Here is a 12,386-nt window from a genome sequence, read left to right on the forward strand (position 1 = left end):
CGGGCGCCCTCCCCGCCCACCGGCGGGCCGGGGGGTCCGTTGTTTCGCCTACACCACCCCCCCGCGGCCTTTAATGCCCCCTGGGGGTATCCCGCCCCGACGTCAGTGACTTCTCGCCCGACGTACCTGACTTCTCGGCATGATGGGGGCAGTCGACGACGACCCGAGGAGCACAGACATGGCCCGAGAGATCACCACCGTTGTGAAGGACCTGCACTTCCTGGAGTGCCCGCGCTGGCACGAGGACCGGATCTGGTTCGTGGACTTCTACTCCCACAAGGTCTACTCGGCCCAGGAGGACGGGTCCGATCTCCGGGTCGAGGCGGACGTGCCGGGGCAGCCGTCGGGGCTGGGCTGGCTCCCCGACGGCCACCTCCTGGTCGTCTCGATGCGCGATCGCCGGATCCTGCGACGTGAGACGGACGGATCGCTGGTGACCCATGCCGACCTCAGCAGCCATGTCAGCCACCACCTCAACGACATGGTGGTGGACGAGCAGGGCAGGGCGTACGTCGGGAACTTCGGCTTCGACATCATGGCCGGCGCCGACGTGGCGCCGACGGTGCTGCTGCGCGTCGACCCGGACGGGACGGTGACCGAGGTGGCCGACGACATGTGGTTCCCCAACGGCAGCGTGATCACCGACGACGGCACCCTCATCGTCGACGAGACCTGCGGCAACCGGATCAGCGCCTTCGACATCGCGGAGGACGGGTCGCTGAGCAACCGGCGTACGTGGGCGAAGTTCGGTGAGCTCACCACGCACACCGCCTTCGCGGAGGCGATGGGCGATGCCGTGCTCGCGCCCGACGGCTGCTGTCTGGACGCCGAGGGCGCCGTGTGGACCGCCGACGGGGTCTTCGGCAGGCTGGTCAGGGTCGCCGAGGGCGGCGAGATCCTCGAGCAGATCGAGCCGGGCGGCGGCGTCTTCGCGTGCATGCTGGGTGGGAGCGACGGGAAGACGCTGTACGCCTGCGCCGCGCCCGACTTCTTCGAGGATCAGCGCAAGGCCAACACGGAGGCACGGCTGCTGGCCATCCGGGTCGACGTGCCGAGGGCCGGGCGCCCCTAGGGTCCGGTCTACGCCTCGGCCCGCTCGTCGCTGGCGTCCGGCGGCGGGCCGTCGAGGCGGCCGGCGCGACTACGCATCGGTACGGCGACGTGGAGGGCATTGCTCTCGAGCGTGAAGTGGGCCGGCGTCTCGGTGAGGATCTCGCCGTCGAGGTTGACCGGCATCGGCTCGTCGGTGGTGATCCGCACGGCCTGGGTGGTCACGTGATGCACCTGCTCGTGCTCGACGAAATGGCCGCTTTTCAGCAGCCGGGCGATGGAGACGTGGTCGCTCAGCTTGCCTCGCATGATCGCGTAGACATCGAGGAGGTCGTCGTCGACCGAGGCATTGGGCGAGACGGTGTTGCCGCCGCCGTAGTGGCGGCCGTTCCCGACGGCGACCTGGAGCAGGTCCTCGAACTCGACCGTCTCGTGGTCGCCCTCCGGGAACTCCAGCCGTGCGGTGAAGGGGGTGTGATCGCGGTAGGCCTTCAGTGTCGCCACCGGGTAGGCCGCGGGTCCGATCAGCTTCTTCATCCCCGGGCTCAGCGCCTCGGTCACCGCGACGGAAAGACCGAAGGAGGCCACGTTGAGATAGGCGTGGCCGTTTGCCCTGCCGACATCGACATTGATGACCTTGCCCTCGAGCAACTGCTGGATCGCAGCCTCCGGCTCGAGCTCCAGCTCGAGCGTGCGGGCGAAGTCGTTGGCGGTGCCGAGCGGGATGACGGCGAGCACGACATCGGTGTTGGCGACGCGGCCGGCGGCGGCGCTCACCGACCCGTCACCGCCGCCGATGACCAACAGGTCCGGCTTCTCGGCGGCCACCTCGTCCAGCGCGGCCTCCAGCTCCTCCCCCGAGTGGACTGCATAGGAACGGACTTCCTCGATCCCGGCGGACCGAAGCTTCTCCTCCACGGAATCCAGCGCGTCCGCTCCCCGGCGGGAGCCGGCGTTGACGACGAGGGCGACCTTCACGGAGTCGCGCGACAACAGCGATTGCATATCCACCCTAGGAGCGTACGCACTCCACCTGAGTCCGCGCTGGCGTGTTCCTGTGCGTTGCCTGTGCGGCCGGCTACCGGCGGACTACCCGCCGACGACGCCGGACGTGACCACCTCGGCGAAGACCCCGAACGCCGGCTCGCCGGCCCGGTTGAGCGGGCGGTGCGAGGCGAGCGTCTTCAGCAGCCGTACGTCCCGCTCCCCCGTCTCCGGATGGATGTCGATCACGGCGCAGCGCGGGATGGGCACACCGATCCGGAGCGTCGCCCCGCCGACCCGGATCTCCCGTCCGAGCCAGGTGTCCTCGGCATAGGGCTCATCGGTCTCGACCACCAGGTTCGGCCGGAACCGCGCCACATCCAAGGCGTCCTGACCCGCCTGCCGGGCGAGGTCGCGCAGCGACGCCGTGGTCACCACCGACACCGCGCCGGCGAAGACGACGTCACCGCGTCGGGCACGGGCCAGCCGCACGGGCCGGTCGAGCCACCTCGAGAACAGCTCCGCGTGCGGGCCGCCGAGCAGCTCCAGCTCGACCTCCCGGCCCCAGTAGTCGCAGGTGAGCCGCTCGCCCGTCGCGACCGGCGCCGCCGTGACGGACTCCTTGTCGGGCAGCTCGACCTCGAGCCGGTCGTCGCCGGTCACCTCTGCCCGCACCGCGACCAGCGAGGGGTGCTGCACGGTCCGCAGCACCCGCCCGCGGGCCGGGTCGGTCTCGTCGACCGCCACCAGCGCGAGGCCCCGGTCTCCCACGACGCCCTGGGCGTCGAGCACCGCTCGGTCGTGGGGCAGGTGCCTGGTCCCCTTGATCGGCGCGAACCCCGCCCGGACGACCCTCAGCTCATCGATCACGGTGCCAGTCAACCAGCGTTGCGAAACGCCTTGGCACCCTCGGCCGCCAGCTCCGAGTAGTTCGTCGTGCCGGCGCCGAGAAGCTCTTCCGCTGCCCGCTTGACCGCGCCGAGGGCAGCGAAGGCGAACGCGCCGCCGACCGAGATGCGCGCCGCGCCGGCCTCGGCCAGCTCCGGGACCGATGGGCCGCCCGGCAGCAGCAGGACGTTGACCGGGCGGTCGACGGCGCCGACCAGGCGGCGTACGTCCTCGACGGCGATGACTCCGGGCGCGAAGAGCACATCGGCGCCGGCCTCCTGATAGGCCTGGAGGCGGGCGATCGTGTCGTCCAGATCGTCGCGGCCGCGGATGTGGTTCTCGGCGCGAGCGGTGAGGACGAAGCCGTCGCCGGCGGCGCCGGCCGCGGCGGCCACCCGCTCGGCGGCTTCCTCGACGGAGTAGATGGTGTCCTTCTCGATCCCGGCGTAGTCCTCGATGGACCCGCCCGCCAGACCGGCGGCCACGGCGAGCCGGAACGTCTCCTCCACCTCGGTCGTGGTGCCCGCGAAGCCCGCCTCCAGGTCGGCGGAGACGGGCACATCGACCGCCTCGACCAGCGCGGTGGCGTGCGCGATCACCTCGTCGCGGGTGACCTGGCCGTCGAGGCGCCCGAGGGTCGCGGCGTAGCCGCTGCTGGTCGTGGCCAGGGCCGGGAAGCCCAGCGAGGCCAGGACCTTGGCTGAGCCCGCGTCCCAGGCGTTCGGCATCAGCAGCGGGCGTCCGGGCAGGTGCAGCGACAGGAAGTTCTCGGCGAGCGACATGCCGGTCACCCTGCCACGGGACGGCGCGGCCGAGAACCGGATTTCCGGCCTAGGATCGATGAACATGGGCCACGATCACGACCACATCTCACCCGCGGCGGACCGGCGTTACCTCATCGCCGCGATGTCGCTCCTGGGTGTGTTCCTGATCGGCGAGGTGACGGTCGCGATCCTCGCCGACTCGCTCGCGCTGCTCGCCGACGCCGGCCACATGCTGACCGATGTCGGGGCGATCGCGGCGGCGCTGTGGGCGATGCGGCTGGCCGCACGGCCGGCGCACGGCCAGTGGACCTACGGCTGGAAGCGGGCCGAGATCCTCTCCGCCGCACTCAACGGCATCACCCTGCTCGTCTTCGCCGCGGTCGTCGCCGTGGAGGCGATCCGGCGCCTGATCGACCCGCCCGACGCCGAAGGCTGGCCGATGTTCGTGGTCGCGCTCGTCGGCTGCGCCGTCAACATCCTCGCGGCCGCCCTGATGGCACACGCCAACCGCACCTCCCTCAACGTCGAGGGCGCCTACCAGCACGTCCTCTCCGACCTCTACGGCTTCATCGGCACCCTGGTCGCCGCCATCGTCATCCTGCTCACCGGCTGGACCCGCGCCGACCCGGTGGCCTCGCTCGTGGTCGTCGCCCTGATGACGTACGCAGGTGTCTGCCTGCTCCGCGACAGCGGCCGGATCCTGCTCGAGGGGGCGCCGGCGGAGGTCGACGTCGACGACCTGCGCCGGCACCTGCTCGACGTCGACCATGTGGTCGAGGTGCACGACCTGCATGCCTGGACGGTCACCTCGGGCCTGCCCGCGGTCTCGGCACACCTGACCCTGCGCCCGGAATGCTTCGTCGACGGCAGCGCACCGAAGGTCCTCGACCGGGTCCAGGCCTGCCTGGCCGGTCACTTCGACGTCGAGCACTCCACCTTCCAGCTCGAGCCCGAGACGCACCTGGCCCACGAGCCGGGGATGCACTGAGGGCTGAGGATCAGGCGCGAGCGAGCGCGGTGAGGGCCGCCTCGCGGGCCTGCTCGATCGCGTCCTCGGCGACCCCGCACAGCCGCAGACAGGCCGCGGCGATGGTGGCGACGGTCGTGCTGCCGACCCGGTCCTCGCGGCGGAGGCTGACCACGCTCTCGACCATCTGCACGACCAGCTCGCCGAGGCCGGGTTCGCCGCTCGCCGCCGAGACCCGCTCGCCCGCGGCGCGCTGCGCGGCCCGGCCGTAGCCGGCGACGAGGTCACCGCGGAGATGGCCGTAGCGGTCGTAGACGGGCGAGGCGATGACGTCGGGCAGGCGGTAGAGCATGCCGATGTTGTAGGGCATGGCGACCAGCGCGCTCATGTCGCTGACGGCGAGCGCGTAGAGGCCGACGTCGGGCTCGACCGACCCCATCCCGGCCTCGATCTTCCCGGCCTGCTCGACCCGGTCCTGGACCGAGCGCTCGAGCAGCACCGCGAGGATCTCCTCCTTGCTGCCGAAGTGGTAGTAGATGGAGGCCTGCCTCAGCCCGGCACCGTCCGCGATCTCGCGGGTGGTGGTGCCGGCATAGCCGCGGCTCACGAAGAGCTCGGCAGCGGCAGCGAGGATCTGATCTCGGGGGTTCGCCGCAATCTTTCCGGGGAGCAGCCGTGGACGGCCGCGACCCGGGCGCGGCGAGATCTGTGACACCGTGGCATCGCCTTTTTCTGTCGTGCGATAGATAACATCGGAGAGGGTAAGTTTCGCACTCATATCGAAAGAGTCAAGCGCCAGAGGACGTGTCCGCCCCCAAACCCGTCAGTGCGTGAGCTTGAGCCCGACGACACAGCCGACGAGCGCGACGATCAGCAGGACGCGGACAGGGCTGATCGCCTCCTCCCCCGCCACCATCGAGTAGCCGACGGTGAGCGCGGCACCGATGCCGACCCAGACCGCGTAGGCGGTGCCGATCGGCAGGGTGCGCATGGCCATCGCGAGGCCCACCAGAGAGCCGATCAGGGCGACGCCGAAGACGATCGAGGGGACCAGCCGCGAGAATCCCTCGGTGCGACCCAGGGCAAGTGCCCACACGGCCTCGAGGACACCTGATACAACAAGAAAAAGCCAGGACATGACCCACTCCAGACGGCCGTCTTGTCGCGCCTCCGGGTACGGCTCCCTCGTCCGGCAGCCGGTCTCGGCTGACGTCTTCGACCTTAGCAAACCTGTCACACGATAGAAACTTCCCGGCAACAAGGAACGCTGCGTTCTTCAGCACGGGATTCAGGGGCGAATGATGGGAGGATGCGCAGGTGACCTTCACCGTCGGCTTCGTCACCGGAGCCACCCCCGACAAATGGGCCCGGACCTGGCGAGACCGCAGCCGTGAGCGGCTCGAGCTGGTCCCGGTCACCGAGGAGGACCAGGAGCGGCTGCTGCGCGAGGGCGAGCTCGACATGTGTCTCCTACGCCTCCCCGTGGACCGCGACGGCCTCCACTGCATCCCGCTGTACGAGGAGCAGCCGGTCGCGGTGATGGGCCACGAGCACCTGCTCTCGCTGCTCGAGGAGGTCACCCTCGACGATCTCGCCGAGGAGCAGCTGGTCATCCCCGAACGCGGGGGTTGGACACCGAGCGCCGAGCAGATGTCGTGGCCGCCGATGAGTGAGAAGGATGCCGTCGAGACGGTCGCGGCCGGCACCGGGATCGCGATCGTGCCGATGTCGATCGCCCGGCTCTACCACCGCAAGGACGCCGTCTTCCGGCCGGTCACCGGCATCGAGCCCACCACCGTCGGCCTGGCCTGGCTGATCGACAACGACGACGAGCGGGTGCAGACCTTCATCGGCATCGTCCGCGGCCGCTCGCGGAACTCCTCTCGCGGCTGAGGCTCCGGCTCCGGCAAATGCCGGGTGAACGGCCGGCGACATCTGGCTGCGCCGCTCTCATTCCGGTCAGCACGCTCCGCGTGCGTCCCTAGACTCTGCCCGATCAAGACGAGAAGGCAGGCGCTACGGGTGAACCGCACGGGGTGGACGACCGTCCTCGCAGGCGGTCTGGGGCTGGCCCTGCTCGGCTGGTTCCTGATCGCGAACGTGCTCCCGGGAGGCGCCGGGACCGACAAGCTGGCCGATCCGGTGACCCTGAGGATCGCGGCCGGCTCCGAGCTCGACGACATCCTCTGCGCCGGCGGCACCAGCAGGGCCGAGGAGTCGACCGGCACACCGGTCCACTGCAAGCCGAGCAAGCTGGTGAAGCGGCTGAAGGAGGAGACCAACGTCGACCTCGAGCCGGAGTTCATCGGCACCCTCGAGGCCGTCGACGCGATCGTGGCCGATCCCGACCGCTACGACGCCGCCTGGTTCGCCTCCGACGACTACCTGCGGCTGGCGCTGGCGGCCAAAGGCACCGACGACCTGACCTCCTCCGACCCGATCATGCGCTCACCGGTGGTGCTCGGCGTACACCACGACGTCGCCACCCGGCTCGGCTGGACCGATGACACCCCGGTCTCCTGGGAGGAGATCGCCCGCCGCTCCGCCGATGGCGAGCTCGGGTTCCTGATGACCAGCCCGGCCTCCTCCAACTCCGGCCTGTCCACGCTGGCCGGCGTGGCCACCGCCTTCGACGCCGAGCCGCCGCTGCAGAGCGAGGACGTCGACGTGGTCCAGGAGGACGTGCGCCAGCTCTTCAGCGGTCAGCTCGGCCGGGCGGCCAGCTCGGGGTGGCTCTCGGACATGTTCGGCGAGAACCCGACGGCCTACGACGCGATCTTCAACTACGAGTCCGAGCTGCTCGCGCTCGCAGAGCAGGTCGAGGATCTCGACATCGTCTACCCCAGCGACGGCACCACCGAGGCCACCTACCCGGTCACGCTCATCGACGCCGGGAAGCAGAAGGCGTACGAGACGGCGGTCGCCTGGCTGCGTACGGCACAGGTGCAGGAGGAACTGAGCGAGGCGAGCGGGCGCCGACCGGGTCGCACGGGCGTGGAGCCCTCCCCCGGCGTGCCCGACAACGACGTCAAGACGCTCCCGCTCCCCGACGACCTCGGCACCATCGACGAGCTGATCTTCACCTACTTCGACGAGTTCGCACCCAAGACCCGGACGACCTATCTGCTCGACACCTCCGCCTCGATGGACGAGATCAAGATGAACCAGCTGCGGCGGGCCTTCGAGGGTCTGGCCGGCGATGACACGTCGATCAGCGGCCAGTTCAAGCGTTTCCGCAAGGGTGAGCGGCTCACGGTCTACACCTACGCCGACGAGGCCCGGCCCCTCGGCTCCGTCGTGGTCGCCGACCAGCCGGAGCGCGACGAGGCGCTCGGCGACCTCATCGACCGGGTCGGCGAGCTGAGCGGCGACGGCGGCACCGCCTACTACGACGCGATCGACGCCGCCTACGCCGGCATCAAAGCCTCCCCCGAGGAGGGCGCCACCACCTCGATCGTGCTGATGACGGACGGCGAGCAGAACGGCGGGCAGTCCTACGCCCAGCTCAGCAAGAAGTACGAGGCGGCCTACCGCGATCTCGGGGTGCCGCTCTACGTGGTGCTCGTCGGCGACGCCGCCACCTCCGACGAGGCCAGCATCGAGCAGCTGGTCGGCTTCGCCGAGCACACCGGCGGCCGTGACGTGGTGGCCGAGGACGCCGCCGACCTACGCAAGATCTTCCAGGAGATCCGTGACTACCAGTAAGCCCGCTTCGATCCTCACCAGGATCATCAACTCCGGCTGGACCAGTGCCGGGGCGGTAGCCGCGGTCCCGCTGGCCGGTGCGGCCGTCGCCACCGGTGCGTGGGGATGGGCGGTCGGCGCCGCCGGGTCGCTCGTGCTCGGCGCCGCCGGGTCGCTCGTGCTCGGCGCCGTCGGGTCGCTCGCGCGCGGCTCGCGGGCCTCCGGGGACGATCCGGAGCCACGCCCGCCCCGTGGCCCCGAGGGCCGGCCGATCCACACCTACTACTTCCTCTCCGAGACCCGGATCGCGATGCTCCACGCCCAACTCTTCCGGGGCAAGGTCGGGTCCCGCCTCCGCGAGATCGTCAGGACCTCGTCGGGCGGTGTCGAGGCCGGGATCGACGTCCCGCCGGTCAAGGCGGTGACCAGGCAGGCCCGCGAGCTCGCCAAGAAGTACACCGAGGAGGCGCAGCCCACCAGGGAGACCCTGGTCGGGGACGTACTGGCCGCGCTGCAGGTCAGGGGGCTGCTGCACGAGCCCGACGCCGAGCTGAACCGTGTCGCCGGCCTCGTCGCCCGGACTGACACCGACGACCAGTTCCTCCAGTTCAACGTCGCCGGCCCCGACCTGCGCCAGGCGGTGCTCGAGGTCCCTGCCCCGGTCGGCGAGGGGCGCGACAACACCGGGACCCTCGAGCAGAAGAGCCACGGGCTCACCATCACCATGCACGTCGGCAGCCGCGGGAAGCAGGAGGACTTCGACGAGCTCGAGCACCGCGACAACGTGGTCGTGGTCGGCGTGCTGCGCAACCTCGACGTCACCGGACGGACCGCGACGGTCCGGGTGATCGCGGTCTACTGAGACCCGAGTCGTCGCGGGCCGCGCACACCCGGCAGACTTTGCACCATGCTCGAATCGACCGATCTCACCGCCCGCGCGACCGAGGCGCTCCGCACCACCTTCGGCGCCGAGGCCACGGTGGTCGGGAGGGCGCCGGGACGGGTCAACCTGATCGGCGAGCACACCGACTACAACGCCGGCCTGGTGCTGCCGGTCGCCCTCCCCCACGCCACCTACGCGGCGGCCGCGCCGCGCACCGACGGCGTCATCCGGATCGCATCCGCCCAGGAGCCGGAGCCGTTCACCGGCCACATCGACGAGCTCGGACCGCAGATCGAGGGCTGGGCCGCGTACGTCGCGGGGGTGCTCTGGACGCTGCGCGAGGCCGGCCTCGTCAACGGCGGCCTGGACATGCACCTGGAGTCCTCGGTCCCGCTCGGCGCCGGCCTGTCCTCCTCGGCGTCGGTCGAGTGCGCCACCGCGGTGGCGGCGCTGGGTGTCGCCGGCCGGGCTCTCGACGAGGACCTGCAGCGGGCGGTCGTCGCGGCCGGGATCAGGGCCGAGACCGAGGTTGCCAAGGCGCCGACCGGCGGAATGGACCAGTCGGTCGCCGTTTTCGCCGAGGCCGGCGGTGCCCTGCTGATCGACTTCGACTCCGGTGCGCACCGCAACGTCCCGCTGGCGCTGGGCGAGCGCACGATCCTGGTCACCGACACCCGGGTCAAGCACCAGCTGACCGACGGCGGCTACGCCTCCCGGCGTGCCCAGTGCGAGAAGGCTGCCGCGGATCTCGGGCTGCGCTCGCTGCGCGAGGCCACCCTGGGCCAGGTCGAGTCCCTCGGCGACGAGGTCGTACGCCGTCGGGCGCGCCACATCGTCACCGAGATCGCCCGCGTCGAGCCGACCGTGACCGCGCTGGGTGGCGGTGACTGGGTCGCGATCGGTGACCTCTTCGCCACCTCGCACGCCTCGATGCGCGACGACTTCGAGATCTCCGTCCCCGAGCTCGACCTGGCCGTCGCGACCGCGGTCGACGCCGGTGCCGACGGGGCGCGGATGACCGGTGGCGGCTTCGGCGGTTCGATCGTCTCGATCCTCCCCACCGACGCCGTCGAGACGGTCAGCGCGGCCATCGACAAGGCCTTCGCCGAGGCGGGCTACGGCGCCCCGGGGCACCTGATCGCCACGCCGTCGGCCGGGGCGATGTTCACCGAGACGGTGGCCTGAGCGCGCTGCCTCAGGCCAGCCCCGCCTGCGCCAGCATCCGGGTCGCGGTGGCGGCAGCCGCCTCACGCGCCACTCGCAGCAGATCGACGTCGGTCTCGGTGCGACCGGGGATCGGGTCGTCCGCGTCGGGCGCGAACGTCAGCGTGCTCACACCGGCGTAGCTCCCGGCCCGCATCTGGGCGACCGTGCTGCGGTAGCGCTCCGGTCGGCCCCGATAGAGGCCGCCGAGCTCGGGGTTCACCCGGTGCAGGTAGCGCTCGATGACCCGGTCGGCCGGCCCGTAGGCGGGCGCCGTCCCGAAGGGCCGGGTGACCAGCACGATCGCGTGCGTCGCCCCGAGCGCCGCCGCCGAGGCGACCGGGACCGCTTCGACCAGCCCGCCGTCGAGCCAGCGGCGGCCGCGTACGGTCACCGGGAGACCGCCGGCCAGGGGCAGCTGGCTCGAGGCGATCACCGAGTCGGTGAGGTCGGTGGGACCGGTGAAGTCGGTGAGCGGGACCGCCTTCGCGGTCATCACGTCGGTGGCCACCGCCGCCAGCCGGGGCGCCGCCTCACGCAGCGCGAGCGACCACTCGAACAGCTCCGCCGAGCGGGCGGTGATCCCGCGGGTGTCCACCATCGACTTGCGCCGCAGCATCCGCCCGGCGCCGATGTATTCGGGCGAGGCGAAGACCGAGGCGTACGACTCGCTGAATGCGCCGATGGTCCCGGCCGCGACCGCGGTCGCGTTGGCGGCACCGGCGGAGGTGCCGACCACCAGGTCGACCGCGTCCACGACGCCCTGGTCGGCGAGCACCGCGGCCATGGTCGCCGACAGCATCCCTCGCATCCCGCCACCCTCGATCACGAGAGCCAGCGTCGCCCCGTCATCCTTGTTCCCGCCGTGCCCGCCGAGGCGGGACCGGAGCAGCTCGACCACTCCCGATTGCGTTGCGTCCACACCGAGGATTGTGATGCTACCGAGGAGTAGGTCCTCGCATCGGGTCGCTTCGACACGCCCCGGCAGGGGCGCACGTCACATGCTCGGTCGGGCGACGGCCGCGGTCCCTGCGGCCACCTCGTAGTGCGCCGAGAACTCGTCGAACCGCGACAGCACCTCGCGAGCCGCCGCGGGCACGACCGCCGCACCGTCCGCGCCGCCGAACGCGGCGACCCCGTCCTCGTCGGCGAAGGTCATCACCGTCGCGAACTCGACCTCGTCCCCGAGGTCCCGCCGCAGGACGACCGGTCCCTCCACCCCCGGGATGGCGCGCGCGGCGATCCCCGGGATCACCTGCTCGGTGAGCACCTTGAAGTACGCATCAGCGTTCGCGGGAGTGGTCCAGCCCCGCCAGTAGCGAACGATCATGAGCATCCCTTCCGTCGGGTCGACAGAGTGGGACTCATGCTCCCACCACCGACCGGGCAGGGATGCGGTTTCACAGAACGTGAGCGGACAGCCAGTCCGCCAGCTCGCGGGCGGAGCGGTCGACGACGTTCGCCCAGTCGAGGGCGCTTTCGTCGGCGTTGTCCGAGACGTGCTTGACGATGCGCGCGGGGACTCCGGCCTCCCGGGCAGCCCAGGCGACGGCGAAGGCCTCCATGTCGACCAGGTGGGCGCGGCGGGCGAGCTCGGCGCGTACGGCCGTGTCGGTGACGAAGAGGTCACCGGTGGCACAGACGATGTCCGACTCCCCGACCTCCAGCGCGTCCTCGACCTGGTGGCCCAGCGCCCGGATGGCGGCGGAGGAGAAGTCGTGGTTCAGCACGGTCCCGACCTCGTAGATCCCGGTGTGACCGTCACGCAGCGCACCGCACGAACCGATGTTGACGACCTGCCGGATGGTCTTGTCGGCAGCCAGCACCCGCGAGACGGCTGAGGCGGACGCCACCTTCCCCATCCCGGTGATCACCACCTTGAGTCCGGAAGGAACATGGGCCACCTCGGCCTTGGTCGCCGACACCACGAGTACGCTCACGGCCGGTGACCCTACCGTCACCC

The 12,386-nt window shown here is 71.0% G+C and carries 14 protein-coding genes and 1 riboswitch; of the genes, 6 read left to right on the forward strand and 8 right to left on the reverse strand.

Annotation, left to right across the window (positions count from 1 at the left end; all coding sequences use genetic code 11):
- Window positions 1-178 precede the first annotated feature (178 nt).
- Window positions 179-1,072, forward strand: coding sequence for an SMP-30/gluconolactonase/LRE family protein (locus tag ACFU7D_RS24775; RefSeq protein WP_378872344.1), 894 nt, complete (start codon window positions 179-181; stop codon window positions 1,070-1,072).
- 8 nt (window positions 1,073-1,080) lie between these two features.
- On the opposite strand, the gene ACFU7D_RS24780 is transcribed toward ACFU7D_RS24775, so the two are convergent.
- From ACFU7D_RS24780 to ACFU7D_RS24790, 3 genes are all read right to left on the reverse strand, one after another.
- Window positions 1,081-2,055: a lipid kinase gene (locus tag ACFU7D_RS24780; RefSeq protein ID WP_378726848.1), complete on the reverse strand. Its 975-nt coding sequence runs from the start codon at window positions 2,053-2,055 to the stop codon at window positions 1,081-1,083.
- Between the two features lie 84 nt (window positions 2,056-2,139).
- Complete coding sequence (locus ACFU7D_RS24785) at window positions 2,140-2,904, reverse strand: MOSC domain-containing protein (RefSeq protein ID WP_378872346.1); 765 nt, start codon at window positions 2,902-2,904, stop codon at window positions 2,140-2,142.
- Between the two features lie 8 nt (window positions 2,905-2,912).
- Window positions 2,913-3,704: an isocitrate lyase/phosphoenolpyruvate mutase family protein gene (locus ACFU7D_RS24790; RefSeq protein WP_378872348.1), complete on the reverse strand. Its 792-nt coding sequence runs from the start codon at window positions 3,702-3,704 to the stop codon at window positions 2,913-2,915.
- A gap of 58 nt (window positions 3,705-3,762) precedes the next feature.
- On the opposite strand from ACFU7D_RS24790, the gene ACFU7D_RS24795 reads away from it, so the two are divergent.
- On the forward strand, window positions 3,763-4,674 hold the full coding sequence (locus ACFU7D_RS24795) for a cation diffusion facilitator family transporter (protein WP_378872351.1): 912 nt from the start codon (window positions 3,763-3,765) through the stop codon (window positions 4,672-4,674).
- A gap of 10 nt (window positions 4,675-4,684) precedes the next feature.
- Here the strand turns inward: ACFU7D_RS24795 and ACFU7D_RS24800 are convergent, their stop codons facing one another.
- The gene (locus ACFU7D_RS24800) at window positions 4,685-5,368 is read right to left on the reverse strand and encodes a TetR/AcrR family transcriptional regulator (RefSeq protein ID WP_378726802.1); all 684 of its coding nucleotides are present in this window, start codon (window positions 5,366-5,368) and stop codon (window positions 4,685-4,687) included.
- A gap of 108 nt (window positions 5,369-5,476) precedes the next feature.
- Window positions 5,477-5,791: a DMT family transporter gene (locus ACFU7D_RS24805; protein ID WP_378726804.1), complete on the reverse strand. Its 315-nt coding sequence runs from the start codon at window positions 5,789-5,791 to the stop codon at window positions 5,477-5,479.
- A gap of 11 nt (window positions 5,792-5,802) precedes the next feature.
- Window positions 5,803-5,866, reverse strand: a riboswitch (guanidine-III (ykkC-III) riboswitch).
- Window positions 5,867-5,970: 104 nt separating this feature from the next.
- Between ACFU7D_RS24805 and ACFU7D_RS24810 the strand changes: the two genes are divergently transcribed.
- From ACFU7D_RS24810 to galK, 4 genes are all read left to right on the forward strand, one after another.
- A complete protein-coding gene (locus ACFU7D_RS24810; protein WP_378872354.1) occupies window positions 5,971-6,546 on the forward strand; it encodes a LysR family substrate-binding domain-containing protein in 576 nt (191 codons plus the stop codon).
- A 129-nt stretch (window positions 6,547-6,675) separates the two neighbouring features.
- Entirely contained in the window at window positions 6,676-8,358 is a 1,683-nt protein-coding gene (locus tag ACFU7D_RS24815; protein ID WP_378872357.1) for a VWA domain-containing protein, read from the forward strand.
- Entirely contained in the window at window positions 8,345-9,199 is an 855-nt protein-coding gene (locus ACFU7D_RS24820) for a hypothetical protein (RefSeq protein ID WP_378872360.1), read from the forward strand. The genes ACFU7D_RS24815 and ACFU7D_RS24820 overlap by 14 nt, the downstream gene beginning before the upstream one ends.
- Window positions 9,200-9,244: 45 nt before the next feature.
- Window positions 9,245-10,405 (forward strand): galactokinase, encoded by a 1,161-nt coding sequence (gene galK, locus ACFU7D_RS24825; RefSeq protein ID WP_378872362.1) that lies wholly within the window; start codon window positions 9,245-9,247, stop codon window positions 10,403-10,405.
- Between the two features lie 10 nt (window positions 10,406-10,415).
- Here the strand turns inward: galK and ACFU7D_RS24830 are convergent, their stop codons facing one another.
- From ACFU7D_RS24830 to ACFU7D_RS24840, 3 genes are all read right to left on the reverse strand, one after another.
- Window positions 10,416-11,345 (reverse strand): patatin-like phospholipase family protein, encoded by a 930-nt coding sequence (locus ACFU7D_RS24830; RefSeq protein WP_378872365.1) that lies wholly within the window; start codon window positions 11,343-11,345, stop codon window positions 10,416-10,418.
- A 75-nt stretch (window positions 11,346-11,420) separates the two neighbouring features.
- On the reverse strand, window positions 11,421-11,753 hold the full coding sequence (locus tag ACFU7D_RS24835) for a hypothetical protein (protein WP_378726816.1): 333 nt from the start codon (window positions 11,751-11,753) through the stop codon (window positions 11,421-11,423).
- A gap of 70 nt (window positions 11,754-11,823) precedes the next feature.
- Window positions 11,824-12,386, reverse strand: a 563-nt coding sequence (locus ACFU7D_RS24840; protein WP_378872367.1) for a nucleosidase, incomplete at its 5' end; no start/stop codon positions are given.

Origin of the sequence: Nocardioides sp. NPDC057577 (assembly GCF_042801335.1) — a bacterium.
In the GTDB taxonomy this organism is placed as follows: Bacteria; Actinomycetota; Actinomycetes; order Propionibacteriales; family Nocardioidaceae; genus Nocardioides.